Source organism: Aquimarina sp. Aq78 (genome assembly GCF_900299525.1).
Classification (GTDB): domain Bacteria; phylum Bacteroidota; class Bacteroidia; order Flavobacteriales; family Flavobacteriaceae; genus Aquimarina.
In genome coordinates, this window is sequence record NZ_OMKA01000030.1 from 22,436 (window position 1) to 46,949 (window position 24,514).

21 protein-coding genes are annotated in these 24,514 nt (G+C 30.3%); 6 read left to right on the top strand and 15 right to left on the bottom strand.

Annotated features, from left to right (window positions below; all coding sequences use genetic code 11):
• The first annotated feature begins 68 nt into the window (after positions 1-68).
• The 5 genes from DG435_RS22980 (at position 69) to DG435_RS23000 (ending at position 7,931) form a co-directional block, all read left to right on the top strand.
• Positions 69-2,402, top strand: coding sequence for a TonB-dependent receptor (locus DG435_RS22980; RefSeq protein ID WP_199852735.1), 2,334 nt, complete (start codon positions 69-71; stop codon positions 2,400-2,402).
• A 51-nt stretch (positions 2,403-2,453) separates the two neighbouring features.
• Positions 2,454-3,314: a DUF4249 family protein gene (locus DG435_RS22985; protein ID WP_106795010.1), complete on the top strand. Its 861-nt coding sequence runs from the start codon at positions 2,454-2,456 to the stop codon at positions 3,312-3,314.
• Positions 3,315-3,424: 110 nt separating this feature from the next.
• On the top strand, positions 3,425-4,408 hold the full coding sequence (locus DG435_RS22990) for a FecR family protein (RefSeq protein ID WP_106795009.1): 984 nt from the start codon (positions 3,425-3,427) through the stop codon (positions 4,406-4,408).
• A 61-nt stretch (positions 4,409-4,469) separates the two neighbouring features.
• Positions 4,470-7,058 (top strand): TonB-dependent receptor, encoded by a 2,589-nt coding sequence (locus DG435_RS22995; protein WP_159025793.1) that lies wholly within the window; start codon positions 4,470-4,472, stop codon positions 7,056-7,058.
• Positions 7,059-7,061: 3 nt separating this feature from the next.
• The gene (locus DG435_RS23000; protein ID WP_106795007.1) at positions 7,062-7,931 is read left to right on the top strand and encodes a DUF4249 family protein; all 870 of its coding nucleotides are present in this window, start codon (positions 7,062-7,064) and stop codon (positions 7,929-7,931) included.
• On the opposite strand, the gene DG435_RS23005 is transcribed toward DG435_RS23000, so the two are convergent.
• The gene (locus DG435_RS23005; RefSeq protein ID WP_106795006.1) at positions 7,921-8,121 is read right to left on the bottom strand and encodes a hypothetical protein; all 201 of its coding nucleotides are present in this window, start codon (positions 8,119-8,121) and stop codon (positions 7,921-7,923) included. The genes DG435_RS23000 and DG435_RS23005 overlap by 11 nt on opposite strands.
• 100 nt (positions 8,122-8,221) lie before the next feature.
• Positions 8,222-8,668, bottom strand: coding sequence for a hypothetical protein (locus tag DG435_RS23010; protein ID WP_108840677.1), 447 nt, complete (start codon positions 8,666-8,668; stop codon positions 8,222-8,224).
• Between the two features lie 333 nt (positions 8,669-9,001).
• Here DG435_RS23010 and DG435_RS23015 point away from each other — a divergent pair, with 333 nt between their 5' ends.
• Positions 9,002-10,498, top strand: a complete 1,497-nt coding sequence (locus DG435_RS23015; RefSeq protein ID WP_106794970.1) for a serine hydrolase — start codon at positions 9,002-9,004, stop codon at positions 10,496-10,498.
• 223 nt (positions 10,499-10,721) lie between these two features.
• Here the strand turns inward: DG435_RS23015 and DG435_RS23020 are convergent, their stop codons facing one another.
• The 13 genes from DG435_RS23020 to DG435_RS23080 form a co-directional block, all read right to left on the bottom strand.
• Positions 10,722-11,321: a hypothetical protein gene (locus tag DG435_RS23020; protein ID WP_106794971.1), complete on the bottom strand. Its 600-nt coding sequence runs from the start codon at positions 11,319-11,321 to the stop codon at positions 10,722-10,724.
• 220 nt (positions 11,322-11,541) lie between these two features.
• Positions 11,542-13,188 carry a serine hydrolase gene (locus tag DG435_RS23025; protein WP_106794972.1) on the bottom strand — a complete coding sequence of 549 codons (1,647 nt, stop codon included), beginning with the start codon at positions 13,186-13,188 and terminating at the stop codon, positions 11,542-11,544.
• A gap of 89 nt (positions 13,189-13,277) precedes the next feature.
• Positions 13,278-14,411, bottom strand: a complete 1,134-nt coding sequence (locus DG435_RS23030; protein WP_106794973.1) for an AraC family transcriptional regulator — start codon at positions 14,409-14,411, stop codon at positions 13,278-13,280.
• Between the two features lie 180 nt (positions 14,412-14,591).
• The gene (locus tag DG435_RS23035) at positions 14,592-16,235 is read right to left on the bottom strand and encodes a serine hydrolase (protein WP_106794974.1); all 1,644 of its coding nucleotides are present in this window, start codon (positions 16,233-16,235) and stop codon (positions 14,592-14,594) included.
• Between the two features lie 69 nt (positions 16,236-16,304).
• Positions 16,305-17,114: an AraC family transcriptional regulator gene (locus DG435_RS23040; protein WP_106794975.1), complete on the bottom strand. Its 810-nt coding sequence runs from the start codon at positions 17,112-17,114 to the stop codon at positions 16,305-16,307.
• A gap of 234 nt (positions 17,115-17,348) precedes the next feature.
• Positions 17,349-17,792: a hypothetical protein gene (locus DG435_RS23045; RefSeq protein WP_106794976.1), complete on the bottom strand. Its 444-nt coding sequence runs from the start codon at positions 17,790-17,792 to the stop codon at positions 17,349-17,351.
• Positions 17,793-17,803: 11 nt separating this feature from the next.
• A complete protein-coding gene (locus DG435_RS23050; protein WP_106794977.1) occupies positions 17,804-18,400 on the bottom strand; it encodes a DinB family protein in 597 nt (198 codons plus the stop codon).
• 7 nt (positions 18,401-18,407) lie between these two features.
• A complete protein-coding gene (locus DG435_RS23055; protein ID WP_106794978.1) occupies positions 18,408-18,932 on the bottom strand; it encodes a hypothetical protein in 525 nt (174 codons plus the stop codon).
• Between the two features lie 120 nt (positions 18,933-19,052).
• Positions 19,053-20,054 (bottom strand): AraC family transcriptional regulator, encoded by a 1,002-nt coding sequence (locus tag DG435_RS23060; protein WP_106794979.1) that lies wholly within the window; start codon positions 20,052-20,054, stop codon positions 19,053-19,055.
• A gap of 415 nt (positions 20,055-20,469) precedes the next feature.
• Complete coding sequence (locus DG435_RS23065; RefSeq protein ID WP_159025786.1) at positions 20,470-21,003, bottom strand: HD domain-containing protein; 534 nt, start codon at positions 21,001-21,003, stop codon at positions 20,470-20,472.
• Between the two features lie 48 nt (positions 21,004-21,051).
• The gene (locus DG435_RS23070) at positions 21,052-21,714 is read right to left on the bottom strand and encodes an SMI1/KNR4 family protein (protein WP_234387193.1); all 663 of its coding nucleotides are present in this window, start codon (positions 21,712-21,714) and stop codon (positions 21,052-21,054) included.
• Positions 21,698-22,324, bottom strand: a complete 627-nt coding sequence (locus DG435_RS23075; RefSeq protein WP_106794982.1) for a hypothetical protein — start codon at positions 22,322-22,324, stop codon at positions 21,698-21,700. The genes DG435_RS23070 and DG435_RS23075 overlap by 17 nt, the downstream gene beginning before the upstream one ends.
• 102 nt (positions 22,325-22,426) lie before the next feature.
• The gene (locus tag DG435_RS23080; protein ID WP_108840678.1) at positions 22,427-24,448 is read right to left on the bottom strand and encodes a T9SS type A sorting domain-containing protein; all 2,022 of its coding nucleotides are present in this window, start codon (positions 24,446-24,448) and stop codon (positions 22,427-22,429) included.
• Positions 24,449-24,514 lie beyond the last annotated feature (66 nt).

The window sequence follows — 24,514 nt, forward strand, 5'->3', positions numbered from 1 at the left end:
AAAATAGAAATCCATGACTTGGTCATAATCGGTATTTTGAATATATAATCATTAAATTTTTTAGAAAATTGAAAACAAGACAAGTAATTCTTGCCCTTTGGGTAGTAGTTATGGGCTTTAGTAAAATATTTAGCCAACAAAAAACATCAGAAAAATATACAATTAGTGGGTATGTAAAAGAATCAGGTAGTCAGGAATACTTACCGGCTGTGTCAATTTATATTCCAGGTAGTGCAGTGGGGACCACTACCAATGACTACGGATTCTTTTCGCTTACTATTCCCGAAGGAACACATGAATTGATAGTGTCTTTTATAGGATATGGTACCATTAAAAAACAGATTGATCTTAACAATGATCTCGCACTTAATTTTGATATGGAACTAGAAACCGAAAGCTTAGATGAAGTTATTATAGATGGAGACAGAAGAGTAAATGAAAGCCAGGTAACTCAAATGAGTGTTGTATCGATAACACCATCAGAAATAGAGGATATTCCTGCTATTTTAGGGGAAAAAGATGTGATTAAAGCATTGCAGTTATTACCGGGGATTCAGCGAGGTAATGAGGGAAGTGCAGGATTCTTTGTAAGAGGAGGGACTCCGGATCAGAATCTAATTATATTGGATGAAGCTCCGGTATATAATTCTAATCACCTATTTGGTATATTTTCGGTATTTAATGGAGACGCCATTAAATCTATAGAAACCTTTAAAGGAGGGTTTCCAGCAAGATTTGGTGGTAGATTATCTTCTGTACTCAAAATTGATACAAAAAATGGGAATAAAGAAAGGCTGAGTGGTAAAATAAATGTAGGGTTAATATCCTCATCTCTATTGGTAGAAGGACCAATCAAAAAAGGAAAAACTTCTTTTATTTTTAGTGGGCGAAGAACATATGCAGATCTATTGTCTAAGCCTTTTCAAAAATCAGATTTAAAAGCAGGATATTACTTTATGGATCTTAACTTTAAAATACACCATGTTTTTAATGAAAAAAATAAACTATACTGGAGTAATTATTTTGGACAAGACAAATTTCATGCAGTTGAAAAGGAAGCAGGAGATGACTTGAAAACAAAATTGTTCTGGGGTAACATTACCTCTACGCTGCGATGGAATCACCAATTTAGTGATAAGTTTTTTTCTAACACTTCTTTAATTTTTAGTAATTATAATTTCGGGATAAAGGTTGATGAAAAGTTTAATGATGAAATTTTTAAATTAAAAACAAACTCAGGAATCAATGACTATGGTGTTAAAGCAGATTTTGATTATTATCCAAACCCTAAGCATTCTATACGATTTGGACTGGCATCTACGTATCATAATTTTGTGCCAAAACAATCAAGGATAAGAGAAACAGGAGAAAGTAATTCTGATATTACACAAAGAATTGAATCTCTGGAGAGTGCTTTATATCTAGAGGACGACTGGAAAATTACCAATACATTGAGTTTCTCTCCTGGGTTAAGATTAACTCATTTTCAGTTTAAATCAACAGATTACCTTAATCTGGAACCAAGAGCAACCATTGCCTGGAATGTAAAACCTGATTTGGCATTAAAAGCTTCTTATTCCAAAATGAATCAGTACATTCATTTACTTTCGAATTCGGGAATAGGATTACCGACAGATCTTTGGGTATCTTCTACTGATAAGTTGAAACCTCAGGTTTCTGAACAATATGCATTAGGAGTTGCCAAAGATTTTATGGATGATGGATATTCTATTACTGTCGAAGGGTATTATAAAAAAATGGATGATGTGATAGCATATAAAGAAGGAGCCTCATTTTTGTTATTAGAAGACTTAGGAACAGGAAAAGAAATTGATTGGGAAGAAAATATTACCACAGGTCAAGGGTGGGCTTACGGTACAGAAATACTATTACGTAAAAAAACAGGAAAGCTTACAGGTTGGCTAGGGTATACATTATCTTGGTCAGAAAGACAATTTGATGAACTAAATCAAGGGCGCAAGTTTTTTTCAAAATACGATAGGAGACATGATCTTTCTTTGGTTGGTATATACAAACCTAGTGATCGTATTACACTATCGGGAACATGGTTGTTTTCTTCGGGAAATAACTTTAATCTTCCGGATACTGAGTCTTTATCAAATACAAGTACCTTTCCGATAACAATTCCAGATCTTTCTAATGGTGGAACACCCTTTAGCACAGAGCGAAATAATTTTAGAGGTGAAAATTATCATCGTTTGGATTTGGGAATTCAATTTCATAAAAGATTTTCAAAGAATAGAGAACGTACATGGGGGGTTTCAATATATAATATTTACGGAAGAAAGAATCCTTTCTATTATTATTTTGACGATGCTAAACTTAAAAAAGTATCGATCCTACAATTTATTCCATCAATTAATTATACCTATAAATTCTAAAAAGTGAAATCAACAAGGTCAACATTATTAGAAAAATATAAAGATACACAGATGAAATATTTTCAAAATATAATATTAATAATTCTAAGCATTTGTTTAGTAAGTTGCGAGACAAGTGTAGATGCAAGTGATTTATTAGAAAAACAACAGCTTATTGTTATTAATGGCTACTTATCACCACAAGATACAGCACTAAAAGTGCAAGTCTCAAGGTCTAAGTCAAGAGCATCTAGTACCAATGTTAAGGATATGGTCATTAAAGATGCTACTGTAGTGATAACAGACGAAGAAAAAAATGAGGTAGCACTTACATATATGGATACATCTTTAAATTATGAAGCACCGGCAAGTGGTTTAACAATCACACCAGGCAAGAAATATTTTTTAAAGGTAACGGCTCTAGGTAAAGAATATAAAGCATCTTGCACAATACCAACAGAATCCGTACAAAGGATAGAGAAGGATATTAAGATAAAAGAAGACGAATTTTCTGGTAATCGTTCATTAAAAGTTACCATAGGAGATATTAAAGATCAAAATAATTTTTACATTATAGGTGCCGTAGTTACTCAGTCTTTTGATAATGGAGGAGGTACAACCAGTAACGGAGTAGAAAATGTAAATTTCGAGTTTAGACAGTTTGCAACAGATGTAAGTAGAGAAAATTCTGTAATCACGGCAGATGGTTTTTTTAACTTATCTGCAAATGCATTACCTAATCCCAAATTAAAAATTCAGGTAGCTAATGCAGAAAAAATATTATACGAAGCTTTTAGGGCAACATATTTAAACGATTTTAATGACGGAGACCCATTTGCGGAGTCAGTTATTGCTCCTACTAATATAGAAGGAGAGAATGGATTTGGTGTTTTTGCGGGATATCAATTAGCAGAAGTAGAAGAAACTTTTTAGACAAAAAGATAAAATTGATTAAACTAGTATTTAAAAAACGAACTTAAAGTTGTTTTGACAACATAATCTTAATAATTTATTACTTTTAGAGCCAGATTTTAATTTCAGAAATGAATATCGAACAAGAAGATCACATACTACAACTTTTAACACGTTATTTGCAAAATAACGTACAAGATGATGAACGAAAGTTTGTAGAAAATTGGGTTGCTGAGTCCGAATCGAATACGACCTATTTTGAAAATGTTAAACGCATATGGTATACTTCAGAAGATATAGGGGATTTTGATAAAATTAATGTAGATGAACAATGGGACAAATTTGAATCTGGCATAATTGCTTCAGAAAAGAAAAAACCAAAATTTAATAAGGTATATCTTAGGATAGCAGCATCTATTGTGTTTTTAATAGGTTTAGGTTTTTATTTTAATTCATTTTTTAATGCAGAAGTAACTTTAATAGCAAAGGCAGGAACCGAAAATAGATTTATATTACCTGATAACTCTACAGTATGGCTTAATGAAGGTAGCCAACTTACCTATAAAAAAGGCTTTAAAGGGGATAGTAGACAGCTAAATCTAAAAGGAGAAGGATTTTTTGAGGTTACAAAAAATCCTGATAAACCGTTTGTTGTTATTGCAAATACTACACAAACTAGGGTTCTAGGAACGTCATTTAACTTAAAAAATAATACGAATACAAAAGAAGTCGAACTTGTATTGGTAACAGGTAGTGTTGAGTTTTTATCAAATAATCATAAAGAAATTTTAGTTCCGGGAGATAAGATAATCGCAATGGCAAGTGGTAAATTGGTAAAAGCTGTAAATGAAAACCTAAATTTCTCTTCCTGGAAATCGGGTATGCTTAGATTTGAAAAAACTTCTATAGAACAAGTAATTAAAGATATAGAATTGTATTACAATAAGAATCTAATCATCGAGAGCCAGGAGTTTGCTAATTGCACGTTAACAACTATCTTTGACAACGAATCGTTTGAAAATGTTCTGGAAACACTTAAAATATTATTTGATCTTACCTATGAAAAAGTAGATTCGAATACTATTACTATAAAAGGAGGGGAGTGTAACTCATAAAAAAACAACATTCTTTTTGCAAAAATCAAATTGCCGGTTCAGTATTATTGTGAAAGTAAAAATGATTTGGGTACTTTTTATAGTGCTCTTTATTGGATTGTTCGATAGTTATGCCCAGGAAACTATTTTAGATCAAAAAATTAATTTAGTTAAAGAAAATACATCTATTGCAAATGTGCTTTCAGAATTAGAAACTAAATTAGATTTTACAATAGGATACTCAGATAGTGTAATTGATCTTTCTAAAGTGATATCTATTAGTGTCAAAGAAAAAACTTTAACCCAGGTTTTAAAAACCCTTTTTCCTTCTAAATTATACCAATTTAAACTTTTAGGTAAAAAGTTACTGATTTATAAACGGCCAAAAAAATATACAATTAGCGGTTATATTTCAGAAAAAGGAAGCCAGGAATATTTGGGTAGTGTGTCTATTTATATCCCAGAGCTTAATGCAGGTACAATAACCAATGATTATGGATTTTACTCTCTTTCTATTCCAGAAGGTAGTTATCAAGTATTAATCTCGTTTGTAGGGTATAAAAATGTTAAAAAAAATATTGATCTTGTTTCTGATAGAGTAATAAATTTTGATTTAGAATTAGATACTCAATACCTGGATGAAGTCATTATAAGCTCTGATCAGGAAACAAATAAAAGCCAGGTTACACAGATGAGTTCTGAGAGATTAAATCCTTCACTTTTTGAAGATATCCCTACAATTCTTGGAGAAAAAGATGCTATTAAGACCTTGCAATTATTACCTGGGGTACAATCTGGTAGTGAAGGCTCTACCGGGTTTTATGTTCGTGGCGGAACACCTGATCAAAATTTGATTATACTAGATGAAGCCACAGTTTATAATTCAAATCATCTTTTTGGGATTTTTTCCATATTTAATGGAGACGCCATTAAATCGGTAGAAATATTTAAAGGAGGTTTTCCTGCACGGTATGGAGGAAGACTATCTTCTGTAGTAAAAATAGATACTAAGAATGGAAATAAGGAGAAATTTGCCGGTAAAGCAAATATTAGCTTGATTTCATCATCTTTATTGCTAGAGGGGCCTATAAAAAAAGGAAAAACATCCTTTGTAATAAGTGGTCGCAGAACATATGCAGATCTGCTACTTTTACCATTTATGTCTAAGGAGTATAAACTTGTTTATTATTTCACCGATGTCAATGCTAAGCTTCATCATGTTATAAATGATAAAAATAAACTGTATTGGAGCACATACTATGGGCAAGATAAATATAGGTATAAAACTGCCGCAGAGAATGAGAAGTCTAAGCAGAAAATTCTTTGGGGTAATATAACCTCTACTTTACGTTGGAATCATGAATTTAATAATAAACTCTTCTCTAATACATCACTAATATTTAGTAATTATAAGTTTACAGTTAGTAATAAAAATAGAGGAGCAGCAAATCGTATTTCTACTTTTAAGACTAGCTCTGGGATCAACGATTATGGAGTTAAGTTCGATTTTAATTACTACCCTAATCCCAATCATACATTTAAGTTTGGTCTGGGATCAACTTATCATGATTTTACACCAAAAGAAATTGATATTAGAAATATTAGCGATGATGAAATTGTAAATACGCAAAAAATTAAAACCTTAGAGAGTGCTATATATATTGAAGATGATTGGAGGATTAATGACAGAATTAGTATATACCCGGGTTTGAGATTTAGTCATTTTCAGCATAAATCTAAGGGTTATTTTAAACCAGAGATGAGACTTTCTGTTGCTTATAAATTATTTCCTTTGTTTACATTAAAGGGGTCGTATGCAAAAATGAATCAGTATATACATAGACTATCTAATAGTGGTCTGGGTTTGCCAACAGATCTTTGGGTGTCTTCTACAGAACGGTTAAAACCCCAGCTTTCTGAGCAAATTGCTTTAGGGTTGGCCAAAGATTTTGGCAATAATAGTTATGAGTTAACTATTGAAGGCTATTATAAAAAAATGAATGATATCATAGCATTTAAAGAAGGAGTTTCTTTTGCTGGTCTGGGAAGTGAAAAAGAAATCACGGGATCAATCCGAACTGTAGATTTTGTAAATGGTATTACTACCGGGAAAGGTTGGGCATATGGAACAGAATTTTTGCTTAGAAAGAAGAAAGGAAAACTAACAGGTTGGTTGGGGTATACATTATCATGGTCGCAAAGACAATTTGAAGACTTAAATGGAGGAAAGATATTTAATGAGCGCTATGATAGAAGACACGATTTTTCATTAGTTGGTATATATAAGCCCAGTAAAAAGATAACGATTTCTGGTAATTGGTTATTTGCATCAGGAATTAATTATAACCTTCCAAATACATTAGGAGTTGCTGCGGGCGATAATTTTCCGATAGAAGATGTAAATAACAATGATAATATATTACTGTTTAATACAGAAAAAAATAATTTTAAAGGAGAAAACTTTCATCGTTTAGATTTGGGAATTCAATTTCATAAAATCACAAAACGTAAGAGAGAAAGAACATGGGGTTTTTCGTTTTATAATGTATACGCCAGAAAAAACCCTTTTTATTATGAAGTTTCAAAGAATGAAGAAAATTCTCGGAATGTTTTATACAGAAGGTATTTATTTCAATTCCTTCCATCATTTAATTACAGTTTAAAATTTTAGCTTATGAAATCTTATATTTTATTTATAATTGGTGGTTTTATCATTTTAGGTTGTGATGATCTAAAAGAAGAAATAAAAAACAAACCAGAAGGAGAGAAGTTAGTTTTGATTAACGGGTTTTTATCTCCTGAAGAAAAAGTGATTAAAGTAAAGGTTTCTAAAACGATATCTGTATTTGATGAGCCATTACAAATTGAGCAAGCAGATTTTGAAAACACGCTGCTTATTAAAGATGCTGTTGTAACTATTAGAAATGAAAATCAAGAAGAGATAGAATTGATCTATTCTAATGATAATAAATTATACGAGATTTCATCTGATAATTTTTTGATAGCACCAGGGAAAAGCTATACATTAAACGTTATAGCAGAAGGAAAAGAATTTAAAGCTACTTGTACTATTCCTACTACTAAAGTAGAAAATGCAACTGTTACAAAGGGGTTAAAAATTTATGAAGGTAACGTTCGGGAAAACCTTATCGTAAGTTTTGATGACCTGAAAGGAGAAAATAATTTTTATATTATTGGCGCTTTATTTAATACAGTGAATAATACTGGAGAAGATCCTACTATATCAGATTTTGATATTGAAAGATTTGCAACCGATGTAAATGGAGATGGACTTGGTGTATCTGCAAACGGAACGATTTTTAATATAAATACAACTCAAGAAATAACTGTAAAAGTTGCAAATGTAGATGAGATTATTTACACTACTTTAAAGGCCTCGTTCCTAAATAAAGATCAAACATCAAACCCTTTCTTTCAGCCTATTATACCGCCTAATAATATACAAGGAGAGGGTGGTTATGGTGTTTTTGCCGGTTTTAGATTGTTAGAAACAAAACTAACTCTCGATCCGGTTAACCCTTAGATGAGTTTTGAAAATGTCTATAGATCAGATATCCACCATATCCAATAAACAATATGGTAATAATAGACCTAAAATCCCATTCTGCCTGAGCCTGTAATCTGTTGTATAATCGCAAACTCCCAAATAAGACAAGGGCAATCCCGATCATCAGATCCCATGTTCTACGAGGTGATTTATTTTCGTTTTCCATAATTTTAAGACAAATTATTGTTGATAATTATAAAGGTAGTTTCTTTATCAATAGAGAACACCTGAAGTAATGAATTGTACATTTTGTTGGTAACAGGTCGTTATTGATTTGAACTCTCTTTAACTATTTTCCATGTTTCCAAAATTTGATTCAATCTTGATTTAAATTCTGTGGAATCTTTGCTTTTTTCTATGACAGCAAAAATATCATGTAGTTCTCCACGAAGTAACGGATATTTATCCGATATTTTTCTAAAATCCAACCACGCATCAATATGTTTAGAAAATGCTGATTCAAATTCTTCTGGGCAATGAGAATAATCTAATGATTTTAAATTCTTTGAGTAATCATTAATTACTTCAGTTAATGAAGTTTTTTCGGAAGCGTGATTTCTGATGTTGCCAAAAATGCTGTCTTTTTCAAATATCTGTTTCACACAATCTATACTTTTTCTTTCGATATCTGAAAAGGAACGATTTTCTTTTTTATTAGGACCATTACATCCTAAAAGTAAGAGAGAGAATAAAAGGATTATTGGTTTTATCATGATCTTATTCAATTTATATTCTAATTGCAGTTAAGGACTTGTGTATGGTAAGTTGTGCGTTAAATTTACTAAATCTTGGAGAATCACTAACCTTTATAACACAATTATTAGCTTTGATTTAGAAGGAAATAGTAATTAGTTATACATTTTGTCGCCATTTCACTGTTTTTCAAAGTTAATTTTATTCGATTAAATTCTGTTTTTTTATTTAAAATAACCCAAAGAGTAGTACTAAAACAATTGTTATTAATACTTAGTATAGTAAGTAATACGTTATCGAATAATTAAGGATTTAATTGTAATTTTAGTGTGTTCAATTAATCAATTAAAAAAATGAAATCAATTAAAAAAATAGCCCTAATATGTTTTCTCACGGTTTGCTTTTTTTCTTGTAAAACAGAAAAGAAACCAGAAGCAGAAACTAACACTTATAAAGAGTTTTTGAATGAGCTTCACAAAAAAGGCATAACAACAGGAAACATCTTAGTATACAAAAACGGAGAAGTTGTTTTTAAAAATGCTTCGGGATTAAGAAGCATCAATCCTAAAGATTCCTTAACCTTAGATTCACAATTTCGTTTAGCTTCAGTTAGTAAGCAGTTTACTGGTATGGCCATCATGAAATTAAAAGAAGCAGGAAAGTTAGAGTACGATCAAAAAGTAAATACTATTCTTCCTAATTTTCCATATGAAAATATAACTGTTAAGCATTTATTACACCATACCTCGGGGTTAACCGATTATGAAAGGCTAATTGCTTACAATTGGAAACCTGCAGATTCTACTAAAAAGTACATTTTGGGAAACGATGAAATCATTAAAGAAATATATAGAATCAATCCGGGATTAGATTTTGAAACAGGAGAGAAATGGGAGTATAGTAATACTGGTTATTTGTTTTTAGCTTCGATAGTAGAAAAAGTATCAGGGCAGCATTTTAGTGCATTTTTAAAAGAGCAAATTTTTGAACCTCTTAAAATGAATAACACCGTTTTGTATAAATACCAAGAGGCAGCAGACCCAAACATGCCAAATCGTGTTTTTGGTTACCAAACTGCATTAAACCAAAAAGATTTAGAACTTAATGATTATAATATTGTTAATGATGTAAGAGGCGATGGTGGTATTTACTCAACATTAGAAGATTTAATGAAATGGAATATGGCACTTTCTAATCATACAATTATTTCAAAGACATACCTAGACGAAGCATTTACACCAGGGAAATTAAATAGTGGAGAAGAAACTAACTATGGTTTTGGTTGGTTTATAGAATCTAAAACCGAACCAAGGATTGTTTTTCATTCTGGTGGTTGGGTAGGTTTTGGTACTTATTTGTATAATGAAGTCGATGCCAAAAGCGGTTTAATTTTACTAACTAATAATTCAAATAGCAATCTTCGAGATATAGTTGGTGGTTTTGTCAATATTAATAGAAATGAATCATATAAGGTTCCAAGATTAAAAGCCGAAACTGTTTTGGCTAAAAAAATATTGAATGAAGGCATCGATAAAGGTATTGCTCATTATTATGAGATAAAAAAGGATACAATGACTTATGAAGTCAAAGAAGGTAATATTAATCAATTAGGATATTTGTTATTGCAAAATGGTAATCTAGAAGAGTCGTTAAAAATATTTAAGTTAAACATAGACGAATATCCAAACTCTGCAAATGTATATGATAGTTATGGTGATGGATTATTAGAAAAAGGAGATTCTATACATGCTTTAAAGAATTTTAAAAAGTGTTATGAGATGGATAATACTCTAGAATATGCTAAAGATAAAGCTCAGAAATTAGAAATATGGCTTAATAAAAACAAGTAGTTTTTAAATTCTTGATTTTCGACTCAGTGTTCGTTCTGCAATGAATGGTAACTTTTAATATGTGTGTAGTAGCAGGGTAAAATATTAACTTGTTTTTCGGTTTTTTTGCACATTGTTTGCTGTATTTTATTTGTAGCAAACATTGCATCATACCAAATATGTAGAAACCTATTGATTGATCAATTTGCTGTTATGATCGCATATATGGTATTGTGAATAGTTTTCATTTCCAGATAATTGAAACGACTTTAGAATTGTTGTTTTTAATATCTTCTAATGAATATTCCTCTTTATCTGGACCATTATAATTCTCTAATGACATTTCGTACACAATATTGGAGCCTTCCTTATATAAATAAATATGATAATGCTCTGTAGATATATTCATATTGGTACGTCTTTTTTCAATATCCGAATATATCATTCCCAGTTTAATTCCATATTCATCCGATACTTTAGATTTCTCATTTATCCATAATTGAGATAATATCTCATTTTCAGTATTTGGTGTTGTTAATATTGCTTCTGTTCCAATTTTGTAATAGAAATAATTTGGTCCATCTTGTTCTCCGATATTTTTTGATACAGAAAGATTATTAAAGAGCTTTTTTATCTTTAATTCATCCAGAGGCATTCCTTTCTCCAATTTTAAATCACCTAATGTATTTTCTGTCAAAATTAGCATATTACTATTTTCAGACGATTTTTCTTGTGATTTTTCTTCAATTGAAAAAGAATCTTTTGATTTTGTTTGATCACTCTTTTTACAAGATAAAAATATGATGAAAATTGATAATGTAATTAAAACTTTTATTGTTTTCATATGATCGGTTGAATTGTGTAAAACTCTCATTTTCAAAAAGATAGAATAATCGGTAAGCACTGTTGTTTCGATTTTTTATTGAGCTAAATATAAATGTTTTACTTTTAATTTAATCTCTTAAATGTCAAATTTTGTTTTTAGCAGATTCAGTGAGAAATGCACGCAATCTCGATTAAGTATAAAACGCCTTATGTTTTTTATACATTGTTGGCAATTGGCTTTATTCTTTCTCGATTATTGCTGGTAATATATATTCAATCATCATTTTGTCCACATTAGAATGAGCACTTGGATTGTTATATGCAGAAGAAGTAATAACGACAACAAAAGGAATGTCTTTAAAGATGAAAATTTTATTTCCTCCTCTACCACTACAAAAAGAAACTTGGTAATCTTTACCATTGACAGTATATGTTTTATTCCAGAAAAGGTAGCCATAATACCCATCTTCTATTCCAGCATAGGCTTGCGATACTTGTTTCGATAAACTTTTTTCTACCCATTCTTCAGTTATAATTTGTTTGCTATTCCATTTTCCTTTGCTTTTGTATAACTGTCCATACTTAGCAAAATCAATTGCTCTTAGCTGTATTCCACCAGCAGTATTACCGATTTTCTGTGGTGTGTATTGCCATTTATAATTGGTAATATCAAGAGGTGCAAATAATTTTTTATCTGCATATGAAACTAATCCTTCAGGAACAGATTTATGAATGATATCTCCTAGAATCACTACTCCAGCTGTAAAATAAGTAAAATCTTTCCCTATTGTTTTGTCTTTCTGCATAGGTAAATTAAGAGAAAATTTCAGCCAGTTATTTGTTGGGTACATGTTTTCTTCATTTCCAGGGCTACTGTAATCACTATCATCACCAAGAAACCCTGAACTCATCGTTAAAAGAGATTTTAATGTTATTGAATCTTTTTTCTTGCTATAATTATTAAAAGATTTTAATTCGTAAAAATCTTTTAATAATGCATTTTCACTATTAATATAATTTTCTTCAATAGCAATTCCGAGCATTGTAGAGGCAAGAGATTTCCCTACAGATCTTGAATCATGTAAACTATTTCTATTTTCACCATTAAAATATTCTTCTATTAAAAGCTTATTTTCTTTTATAACTACAACTCCATTAATATTTTCAAATCTTTTTTCGGCTATTTTTCTATTTAGAGCTTCTATTTTGTGACGATTAAAATTATCTTTAGATAATTCCCAACCACTATTGGGTTGTATTTTTTGAACAGGTATTAGACTTTCGTCTACAAGAATTTTTGCCACCTCTACAGTAATATTTCCTTTGGCTAGAATAGTACCAACTTTTAATGTTTCTTCTTTTATATAAGGCCTTATTTCAATACTTAAAGAATGCTTGCCTTCTACAAGAACATCTTGTCCTCCTCCTAATTTCATAAACTTTAGCCACATAAACCAACCCCAAAAATCAATTTGTTTGGGATAAACTAAAGGAATCATATGTTTAAGTTGAGCTGTTTTAGAATCAATTGTTCCTGCGCCTTTGTTTAAATTTTCCACATAAATTATTTCTCCATCTACTAAAAACGAAAATTGAAAATTTCCTTTATTTAATAATTGATCTTGTGTTAAGTTTGGAGCCAATAACTTAAGACTTTCAATAAGAGGTTTGTCTAATGTAAAGTGAATGTTTAGAAACTCATCTTTGTTTAGCGTAAAACTATTTGAGTAGTTATCTGATGTAGGTTTATTTTTTTTAAAGTCAATTTTTGAAAAATATAAATTCTCAACTTCTTTTGTTTGAGAATTTTTTTTGGGTGAACTATTGATGGTGTTGCAAGATATTATTAAGCAAGCAATAAGTACTAAGTAATAGTTTGATTTCATATTTGATTGTATAAACAGGATGATTCAACAAACATATACTTACTAAGATTACCGAAAGCCCCATATTATAGAATGGTACCCATTTATAGCTATTCAGGGTCGTTTTCTATTGACTTTTTATAATTTATTGGAGTCATACCTTTGATGTTTTTAAAGACTCTGTTAAACGTTGTTTTTGAATTGAAACCACATTCAAAAGATATACCTAATAAAGTTATGTGATCATAATTACCACTATGTAACTTTTCAATAATAGCATTTACACGATATTCATTTACAAAATCTGAGAAATTTTTATCTAAACCATCATTTATTACTTTGGACAAAACATTTGGGTGCATATTAAGATTATCTGCTAAAGACTTTAATGTCAATTCTGAGTTAAGATAAAAAAGATTAGTTACCATTTGTTCTTTTAACCAAGATGCTTTTTTTAAGATTTCTTCAGATGGTTTTTCTTTGTCTGTACTATTTTCTCTATTAGCCTCAAGTAAAATTACTTCTGGTCTTAAAAAAGCTTCAGCACTAATCCAAATAGTTATAATAGAAAGTAATACATAAATTGGGTAATAATCACTTATGTTTAACTGAAAATCAAATATTACATAATCAATAATAGTATAAGGTGTCCATAAAAACCAAAGTACAGCGAACACGATAATCAACCTATATAACCATCTTAAACTATATGCGTCATTATTACTGTAATTTTTGTTTAACCAAGAATGATACGCTTTAATTGCTTTTAGTGCATATAAACAATAGATTACAACAGAAACAATTGCAAAAAACTGAACGATAGGCATTAATTTAAGGTAAGTATCAGTTTCAATACCAATGATATTATTAACAAACGCATCACGACTTATAATAAAATGTATAGTGAGTTCAATTACTAATGGCAAAAAATGAATGCTATCTTTTTTAGAAAGATGATAACTAAAGTTGGTTATTTTTTTTACATATAAGTATAATAATGGCCCCAGAGCCAAAGAGTAATTTAGTGGTATTAAATAAAAATGTGGTAGATAATTAGTTATTTGAAAATCCAAACTCAATATCCAAATATTCCAAAAAACAATAATGAAAGTAACTAATCCAAGTAGTACATTAGCTTTTCTATTTATCCGCCTAGTGAAAATAAGTAGTAGTCCAAATGTTGTTCCTATAAATACGGATGCTATTATTATAAAATTAAAAACATTTAAATTGAATTCACACATTAATTACATTTTTTTATTCAGTTCATTCGATAAATACTTTGCTTCGGTATCATCAACTGCAAGTTCAAAAGAATATGTTTTAAATCCATACTCAAATTTAATAAATACAAACCGAAAAGAAGATCTGCTAAGACTTTGGTAAGTAGGCAAGTGTCAGGCAATAAATTTTATACTGACCTTTTAATTCAAAAGTGCAGGAAGAATATACTCTTCAAATATTTCCCGTGATTGATTCCCTTTCCTATTCTTATAATTTCCTGCTGTTATCACAACTACGGATTCCAACGTTGGAACTATAAAAATAAATTGCCCTCCGGCACCTCGTGCTTCAATGGATGTAATTGTTTTTCCATTTACAATATAAGTGCTATGCCACCATAGGTAACCATACTCATTTTTATTTCTATCCTGTAGTTGTACATGTTTTTCAAACGATTCTTCCACCCAATTTTCTGAAATAATTCGTTTTCCATTCCATGTTCCTTTATTAAGATAGAGCTGTCCGAATTTTAGAATATCCCTAGGCGTTAGATGTAAACCGCCTCCAAAATAAGGTGTTATTCCTGTATCATCGGTATTCATGGTGTAATTTGTAATCCCTAGAGGTGAAAAAAGCTTATCAGCCATATAAAATTCTAACGGTACGTCTAATCGTTTACTTAAATAAACGCCAAGTAGAAATGGGTTTGCAGACCCATAATCGGCATAAGTTCCTGGGGCTTTTACCATAGGTGCTTCTAAAACTGTCTTTAACCAATTATTTGAATCTTGATAATATCCTTCATATGCTAATTTATTTACGTCTAATCCAGAACTCATAGTCAATAAGTCTTTGATTGTTATTTTGGATTTTAAAGTGTCTTTTGTGTATTGATAGTCTGAAGGGATAAAATCGTATAGCTTTTGCTCGACATTCTCTATGATGTTGTCATCTATAGCTATACCTATGATGGCAGATGAGACACTTTTTGAGGCAGAACGTGTATCATGTGGAATATTAGCATTGAAACCTGCAAAATATTTTTCGTAGGTAATTTTACTGTTTTTTGCAACAAGAATACCTTCTATTCCTATTAAACTATCATTACGAATACCTTTTTCCATTTTAGGTAGTGCCAATCGATTTTTTGATGATTTCCAGCCATCGTTGATCTGAGAATTCTCATTTACTGAACCAGAAGAAGATTTTCCTGTGTATTTTCTAAATGATGCTTTTGCTATAAAATTGCCACCCAGACTAATATTTAATATAATTTCAGTGGGTTTTAATTGCCCTTCAAATTCAAGTCCTGTTTTATAATCTGTAAATGATACAAAATTATTCTTTTTCTTGAAATCATTACACCAAAGAGTGCCAAGGATTGGATAGGCTCGATATTCATCATCGGCTCCACCACCATCTTTTATAGTTAATCGTAAAGATTGAGGCTGTAAATAATGAAACACAGACAGGTTCCATTTTCCTATGAAGTGGTCTCCTTTTTTATAGAGGTTAGCAGGGTACAAGTACCCTTTTGATTTGATAAAACCATTTATTTCTGATTGTTCATCGTTCACTATTCCATTAAAAATAAAGTTCTTATCTAAAGTGAAATTGATTTTGTTACCAAATTTGAATTTTTTGGTTAATATTTCTTTGTTGTTTGAAAGCGTGAAAAAAGCATCTTCTCCTTTTAATTTTTTAATGGTTATATCTAGGTTAAGGGCATCTTTGTTAGTTGTTTTTCCTTCCCATTTACCTATATAATCTTCTATATTTTGTTGCGCACAACTCGTAAAAAATGAAAAACATAATAAGAGCACTAATGTTGAGTCTTTAAACATAATTTAAGTTTTGATTGAGTTCAAAAGTACCATAACGATGTTATTAAAAATTGTATCAGATTAACATTACTATTTTTTGTTGAATTCTTTTCTATACAAACTGGGATTCATATTAAAATAAGAATTAAAAACACGGTTAAAATGACTTTGATCTGAAAAACCTGTTTGATATGCAATTTTAGTCAACGAATTATTAGGGTCAAGTAATAGTGGAATCGCTTTTTTTAATTTATGTTGCCTAATATACTCTCCAAGACTTGTAGAGAAATATTTTGGTACTGCTCTTGAGATATGAACGGGATGTACTCCAAGTTGATCTGATATGTATTGCAAGCTAAGATTTGAATTATCGAAATGTAGTAATTCTTTTAGATCATTTACCCAATTTGGAACATTCTTGACATTAGTTTCTATTAAGTCACCTAATGCTTCACAAATTTGCAATAATAGAACTTCTACAGTTACCTTACTGTATTGATCTGAGTTTATAAATTCATAGTATAACTTTGCGAAAAGAAAATGCACTTGAGGATTTTGAATTAATTGACTACCTTCAAGTAAATCCAAATTTATCCCGTTATTATCGAACCATTTTTTCTGAAACTCTAAATGGAAACCATTAGCATTTTTAGAATGTTTAGAACCATAGTGGATTTCTTGCCAATTATTAAACATTAAACTCCCTGATGGGCATAAGGTTTTCACTTTCTTATTGCAATCCATCATATTTCCATTTAGAACAAACCAGAAATAAGGATTTTCGTGATAATGCCAATCCGTTTTATTTCCAGTATAATTATATTGAGATAATAGAACCCCACCAAATGATTTTTCTGAATCCTTTATTCCATAATATTTTCCTTTGGTTAATATTTTCATTCTAAGTGAGGCTTGTACATTACGGTTTGTGTATGATTAGTTGCGAGAAAGCACATGAGTACTTTCGCGGTTGTTAAAGATAATTAATTACGGTGAAATCTCCGAAAGGAAACCCAGCCGCAATTAATTATACAGGTTGTTGTAGTGCGTTTTATTAATTTTTTTCAGATTCTGATAAAAGCTGACTAAGAATTTTAAGAATCTATTTTAGAATGAATAGAATAACTTTTGGTGTTAAAAATCTCTCACAAAACTTACAGCACTTATGAGTCCTTTTTCGACTTTGTAAATAGAAATATATTTAGTCTCTTTACCATTATTAGAGACTATTTCATGATTAATGACATAAGGACCATTATCCATTTGATTTACAATTTTTACTGCCACTGATTTACTTTCGAAATCTGATTTAAATATAGAAGCCAGCCTGTCTGAACCTGTCCCCATTAAATTATCTGGATATGTATACACTTTAACATCAGTATTATAAAGTTTAATGAACTCATCATAATTATGTTCATTAAAATAATTCATTCTTTTGTTTACGACTTCTAGTGGTGTTAGGTTTGAATAATTTTGTTTTGTTGTTGATGTATCATTACTCGTACCTTGGGTGTTTTCTTTACATGATGTAACTATAAAGAGAGTGATTAAACTAATCATTGTTACTTTTTTCATCTGTTTACTATTTAATTTTTTGGAAAATTTATGTTTTCTTTAATTTCTTTAATTTGTTCGATATGGCGTTCTGTATGTGCAGACATATATAGAAAAATTTGATAAGCATCCACAGTCCCAAAAGCCATGAAATGATTCCTTAGATCATCTTTAGTTGTATTGATGTAGTTTATATGTTTTTCTCGTTTGGCTATAAACTCTTCAATAGTGGAGTTATGATTTCCATATGTTCTATTTGGTTCAAGATCTTCTTGTGTAATCGCTTTATCTGTTCGATCTAGTATACGTGCCATAAGTTCTTTGTCGGTGTTTTTTACGCCTTCTCTTCTTTCTGGATTTGCAGGTAATTCTAGAGATTCTTCAAGTATTTCAAATACTTGATTCTCAAAGATTGTAATATGTTCTGTACATTGGGCAATAGACCATGATGATTCATCACTTTTATAGTTGAGTTGTGCTTCATTCATACCATCTACGATACTTAATAAATTGTTTTTTGAATTAGTTAACTCGTTGATTGCAAAATTTCGTTCTTCTTTCGTAAGTTCATTATTAGAAGTCGAAGTGCATTGTACAAGTAATATTAAAAACGGGATTATTTTTTTCATAATTTTTTTATCTAATTTTTATCATTTTTTTGGTTAACCCTTTTTCCTTAAAATAGTCTTCGAGTTCTAAACACTCACCAATTTGCGCATGATGGAGTAGTGTAAGACCATGAGCGCCTTTTGCAAAAAGTAATTCGGGATACGTCTCGATAACTGGTTTTACTAAGGATGTTTTGCCTAACATTGTTAATACAAAAAGATTAGCTCTGGATCCTTTTGATATAAAGTAGTTTACAATCTCTTTGTTTCCTAGATGGGCGGCGCCTTCAATCGCTTCTTCAAAATCACCATTTCCCCAATCATAAGATGTATAAATTAAGTTTGGATGCTCATTAAGCATCTCTTTAACCAGGTTTAGTTTTGAATGCCCGGCAATTACAAAATCTTTAACCAATTTTTCATCTAATTGATTCGAATCTTTTTTGGATTGTTGAGTATTTTCTTTTTTTGATTTCGTTAGTATATAAGCAGGTACGGCGATTGCTGTACCAAGCCCTACAATTGAACCATAAATGAATTTCTTTCTGTCCATGTATTGAATATTTTAATGATGTAATTAAAAATCATTACAAATTTGTATTTGACAATATTCAATAATAAATTGTTAGAATAGTTTAATATACGTGCTTCCTTGAACGAAAAATCGGATTTTTTATCCTTTTCTATAAGCCGAAGGGGTTAGTCCGGTTTTTTTCTTAAAGGCAACATTAAAAGAAGTAACATTTCCAAAACCAGACTCGTAAGCAATTGTGGCTATTTTTTCACTTTTATATTCTGAATCGTTAAATAATTGCTCTGCTTTTTCAATACGTTGCTGGTTTACAAAATCATAAAAATTTTGTTGGGTGTTTTCATTAATGGCTTGTGAAATTTCTCGAGTCCTCCTATTTAATTTTTTAGAAACAACAAGTAAAGTTAGTTGATCATCTAAAAAAAGTTGTTCGGTTTCAAAGAGTTTTTTAATCTCCAAAAATAAATCTCTAGAATTATTTTTGTCCAAATTAGAATTGCTATATTTCTGTAGATTAAACTTGTGTCGGTTTAAAAAAATGTAACTAAAAGCATATATTAGAAAAGAATAAAATATAGGACCTCTGATATAGTACATCGTAAAATCAAAAAGATTACCAATATAATGAATCAAAACAAGTGTAGTACCAATTAGTATGTTGCGATACCAAAAGAATATGTTTTTGGATACTTTTACCCGATTTTTGTATAGATACGTCCAGGATAATATTAAATAAAAAAGTAAACAAAAAACAACGATTCCATAGTTCCAAAAAGATTCAAAATTTCCATTTCTTGGTACAAATGGAATTAAAAAAAGAAACAATACAAAAGGAACAAAATGAAGGTAATCTTTTACTGAGAGAGTTCTTTTTTTTTCAAAAAGTGTAATTCCATACAGCCATAAAGAAGGTGCGGCAAACAGAATGCCAGAAATACCAATGTTGTTTTGCCAATTCTCTAAAGGGATGTAATAATTTAATACAGATTTACCAATTCTAATAGTTAGACCTAATAAGAAAAGTGCCAGAAAAATATTAGATTTTACATCACCTTTTTTAAGTGTGAATAGGTAAAAGCTTAAAAAAAGACCTTGAGCTAGACCAAGAGAAGCAAGAATAAGAATTAATCCCGTTGTTAACATGTAATAAATTTACGGTTTTTGATAACATTGTATTTAATAATTGTATTAATTCATCAATAATTGATACGAATTTATAATTGGTAAAATAGGAGATTATAGTATTAATATACTTTAAAGAACATGTTTCCTTGAATAAAATATTAGATATTTAGGCTTTTTTGAATGCATTATGACGTTAAGTGTAAAATACGTTTTTATTACATTTTTATATCTTCCTTATGTTTCTTCATTTTAATTTGTAATAACGTTTAATATATGTGTCGTAGTAGGGCAAAATGTTACCTTGCTTTTCGATTTTTCTGCGCATTGGTTGCTAACTTTTTCTTTCTGCAAGCATTGCACGTTACCAAAAATACAATACCCATTGGGTCTATCACTTAACTGTTATGATCACATATATAGTGTTATACATATTTTATATTCCTTGCCAAGCTATTCTTTCATCCGATCCAATAGCAATCTTTTCTAGAATTAATTCTAATTTCATTGAAACATCCCAAAAATCCATTTTGGTTAATTCCGAGATCTTGAGAGTTATTCGTTCCTCTAATTCATTTATTCGTTTTCCTTTCCAAATTTTGTCAGATAAACATACAATAAGATCTTCTATTTGAAGATTAGAATTTTCCCAATTTCCGTGAGTTATTGTAAATCTTGATTCCGTGTCTTCATAACCAATTTCTTTTAATATTTTAAAACCCTCGGACTCGTGTTTTTTACCTTTTTTATATAATTCGTCAGTAATTACTGTTTTTCCGATATCGTGAGTTGATGCACCAAATGATATTTCCTTTTCGTTTAATGACAAGTTTGGCCATTCACCTTTTAATTGTTCAACAAGATAAAATGCTGTTGAATTAACAATTGTTAGATGTTTTATAAGTCTTTGAGGAGCATCAAACTGTTCAAGTAAATTCTTTACTTCTTTGGAAAGTTCTACTATTTTCAAATAATTGATTTTATTGTGTATAACGTCTCGGCTATGCGCAGTGGCGGATTAAGACCACATACTTTTTAGCTTCGACCATAAGTTTGTTTTGTTACCAGCTTTTCTTTCTTTTAATTCTTTGTCTAACCACAATTCATACCAATCCAAAAATTGTATTCGATCTTCTTTTTCGGAATAAGGATCTGGATAAATTCCTTGGTCATTACACCTGTCATCAACCCATAAATTTCCAAATTCAGACCCATTAACTACTAAGTTTAGATATACACCACATCCGAAGTTAGCAACTCTCAAGAGTCCATTTATCCATTTTTCATCAAAGTATTCCTCTTCATTCTTTGCATATTCCTCTTCATTATTTTCGGTTAACTCTCCCAAATCAAGATTCCAATGTTCAGTATGCGGAAAAGGTCTTGAAAGGTCAATTAGCTCATTTTCTCTCATATAGTCCAAGTCAGCAAACCTTCCATTTTCCAAAGGTTCAAGGCCATAATATGGTCCAGCACCTCCATTTCCAATATTTTTTAAGAACCCTCGATATTCTATTGGCAGCGATATTGAATGCGTTTTTTCAAAATCAATTAACTCTTGCTCGGACTTAGTTCTATTTAACTTGTATTGATGTTTTTGAGAGCCAAAAGCATCAAAATTCTTATCCAACTTTTTGAGTCGATTAAGTTTATCTTTTATTCTCTCAATTTTCTCTTTCATTTCTATTTCCAAAAAAACCACCACTTCCTTTTTTTTCGATTAAATTTCCATCGTCATCTTTTGTCAGATCAATCGTTATGTTACCTTCTTCCACAAGTTCCCATACTCGGGCAGAATGAGTATTGATATTGTTTAAGTTTAGGAAAGATTCAGCTTTAGACAGTAAGATTTCATTTTTGAAGTTATCCCATCCATCAACAATTTTATCTTCACTTTCGATATCAAATTTCTTATTAAAAATTGTTCGTTCTGTATTTAAGTATAGATTTTCGATTCTTTCTTTTTCTTCTGAATTATCAATTGTCTGAAGGAATTCAGTTAATAAATCCTTTCTTTCTTTATCCGTTAATCGTGGAATTGAAATTATATTTTTGTCTTCATTTTCAATTCTTTTGATTCTATTTACTAATTCACTTTGATTACTGTTAGAGTATGAAGTAGTGGTATTTTTTGCCACGTCCAAATTGTCATCGAGCATAAAATAATCAGTAACCAGTATTGAGAAGAACTCATTATTGATTTTGTCGAAATAAAAACTTTCATTCAAGCTATTAGGCGATTGGGATATTCCAATCACTAACCAATTTAATATTTGATTTTCAGGGTTCATTTAATTGCTGGTAACGATAAATATAACAAACGTTGCTGACCCGAAGGGCAGCTATGTTTTGTTATATAGTGTTATAGGACGTTTATTATTTTATGCATCATCCTAATTTTTAATAATTTTTTTGGTAAACTCCCCATTGTTAGTTTTTATTTTAATAAAGTATACTCCCTTTTGAAGCCAAGAAACATTTAATTGTTTTTGATTTTTATTCGATTCGATATTTTTAATGATTTTACCTTGAACATTATAGATTTCAGCTGATTTAAAATCATTTTCTATATATAAAAATAAGATATCTTTAACTGGATTAGGGTACATTTCAGATATCTGAATTGAATCTGAGTTCTCCTCCATATTTTTATTTAAGAAAAATTTAGAGGCGTTATTTTTGTTTGATAATACATCCGATTGACCATCTTCATTGAAATCTCCTACATACTTTGGTGGATCTCCGATGTTGATAATGTCAGTTTTGCCATCGCCGTCTAAATCTCCAAAAATTAATTGTTTTTTGAGTTTACTAGAACCATTTATTCTAGTACGAACTCCTGTACTAGAATAGGTTATATACCATTCGGTTCCTGTGGTTTCAAAATAATCAGGAATGGTATCCCCATCAAAATCCATAATTTGGAAATCAGGATTAATAATATTACCCGTATTATTATTGTCAATACCTGTATAAAAATTACCATATGAATTAAAATATGAAATTGTATAAGTATCACCAGATTTATAAACCAAATCATCGATACCATCTCTATTCCAATCCTTAACGAAAAGACTACTAGTAGTTTTATGGGAATTCCCTAACTTTATCCATTCTGAAATTCCTCCCCATGAAACCCACCATGAACTACCATTTCCTTTGAAAAAATCAGATTTTCCATCTCCATTAAAATCACCAATCAAAAATAGCTCATTCATATACGGTTTAAGTATATTCCACTTAGTAATTCCTCCCCATGAAATATAAATTAGCTTCATGTCATTTTGTTCGAAGTTATTTTCAGAAAGTGTTATTCCTCTTCCATTATCATCATTTTGGATAACGAATATCTCTTCTTCATCTGCCAGTCCTAAATCTATGCATCGTTGATCGGCTTCTGGAGCTGCATGTCTTTGATATAGGAATTGATATTCGGCGGCATTGTTGGCTGTGGCAAATTTTCTCGTAAAATGATTGTTGTGAATTGTTGCGTTTTCAGGTTCACCAGCAATACTAATATTTGGATATCTATTACTGATTGAATTGTGATGTTCTATATCGGTTGCAAAGTGATTGAATGCTATTTCTATTATTCCCCCAGCAGCGAAGCAGTCTTGGTATCTTTCTTGGCATATTGAACTTTTTCTACAACCATGCATGTCAATTTCATGCATATTCTGGGAAGTTCTATTTGTCAGAAAAAGATTTCTAAGAATGTTATATCCGCTATTTGGAAAACCTCCGCCTGCTACTGAATGTCTATTATAATCAAATATGTTTTTATAAATATTTAAATAAGTATTATCTCCTACATAAATACCATATCCAAGACCGTTTGTCATATTGCGATGTATAAAATTATTATGGATGTTAATATTTTTGGCTAAATCTATATTATCTACACTTATCCCAATTGTCCAATGTGAGATTTCACAATTATCAATAAAAATATTATTCGCATTATTAATTTTAACACCTATGTTTTTTGAAGCCCCATCACTTACATGTGATTCTGGGTTTAAAATAAGCCCTTTTAACCTAACTCCAGATAAACGAGAACCATCTTTTAGAATGAAACCAGTTTTATTAATATTAGATTCACTTACTGTAAATCTTGCTCCTTTTTTACCTTCGATACCTCGCATTCCAAAAATGGTTACGCCATTTGGTATTGTTACAGTAGAATCAAGCGATATAATCTCATTATCATTTATGTTTATTAAAATGACTTGACCTGAAGTAGCATTTTCTATTCCATTCTTAATAGTATTAAAATCAGAACTATTAATAGTTAAATCAAAAGAATTTAGCATTAGCTCATAGTTTCTACCTCCTCCATACGGTCCATAAAAGTTTTGAGAATAGATATTGCAAATAAGAAGAGAAAAAGAAAAGAAAATAATAATGTTTTTCATTAATTAAATTTTAGAAATGTTTTATTTTGTGAAATGTCCTATAACGTTAAATATATGTGTCGTAGC

Coding starts and splice junctions, on each gene's coding strand:
- DG435_RS22985 (WP_106795010.1), top strand. CDS start 2,454: ATGAAATATTTTCAAAATATAATATTAATAATTCTAAGCATTTGTTTA.
- DG435_RS22990 (WP_106795009.1), top strand. CDS start 3,425: ATGAATATCGAACAAGAAGATCACATACTACAACTTTTAACACGTTAT.
- DG435_RS22995 (WP_159025793.1), top strand. CDS start 4,470: ATGATTTGGGTACTTTTTATAGTGCTCTTTATTGGATTGTTCGATAGT.
- DG435_RS23000 (WP_106795007.1), top strand. CDS start 7,062: ATGAAATCTTATATTTTATTTATAATTGGTGGTTTTATCATTTTAGGT.
- DG435_RS23005 (WP_106795006.1), bottom strand. CDS start 8,121: ATGGAAAACGAAAATAAATCACCTCGTAGAACATGGGATCTGATGATC.
- DG435_RS23010 (WP_108840677.1), bottom strand. CDS start 8,668: ATGATAAAACCAATAATCCTTTTATTCTCTCTCTTACTTTTAGGATGT.
- DG435_RS23015 (WP_106794970.1), top strand. CDS start 9,002: ATGAAATCAATTAAAAAAATAGCCCTAATATGTTTTCTCACGGTTTGC.
- DG435_RS23020 (WP_106794971.1), bottom strand. CDS start 11,321: ATGAAAACAATAAAAGTTTTAATTACATTATCAATTTTCATCATATTT.
- DG435_RS23025 (WP_106794972.1), bottom strand. CDS start 13,188: ATGAAATCAAACTATTACTTAGTACTTATTGCTTGCTTAATAATATCT.
- DG435_RS23030 (WP_106794973.1), bottom strand. CDS start 14,411: ATGTGTGAATTCAATTTAAATGTTTTTAATTTTATAATAATAGCATCC.
- DG435_RS23035 (WP_106794974.1), bottom strand. CDS start 16,235: ATGTTTAAAGACTCAACATTAGTGCTCTTATTATGTTTTTCATTTTTT.
- DG435_RS23040 (WP_106794975.1), bottom strand. CDS start 17,114: ATGAAAATATTAACCAAAGGAAAATATTATGGAATAAAGGATTCAGAA.
- DG435_RS23045 (WP_106794976.1), bottom strand. CDS start 17,792: ATGAAAAAAGTAACAATGATTAGTTTAATCACTCTCTTTATAGTTACA.
- DG435_RS23050 (WP_106794977.1), bottom strand. CDS start 18,400: ATGAAAAAAATAATCCCGTTTTTAATATTACTTGTACAATGCACTTCG.
- DG435_RS23055 (WP_106794978.1), bottom strand. CDS start 18,932: ATGGACAGAAAGAAATTCATTTATGGTTCAATTGTAGGGCTTGGTACA.
- DG435_RS23060 (WP_106794979.1), bottom strand. CDS start 20,054: ATGTTAACAACGGGATTAATTCTTATTCTTGCTTCTCTTGGTCTAGCT.
- DG435_RS23070 (WP_234387193.1), bottom strand. CDS start 21,714: ATGAAAGAGAAAATTGAGAGAATAAAAGATAAACTTAATCGACTCAAA.
- DG435_RS23075 (WP_106794982.1), bottom strand. CDS start 22,324: ATGAACCCTGAAAATCAAATATTAAATTGGTTAGTGATTGGAATATCC.
- DG435_RS23080 (WP_108840678.1), bottom strand. CDS start 24,448: ATGAAAAACATTATTATTTTCTTTTCTTTTTCTCTTCTTATTTGCAAT.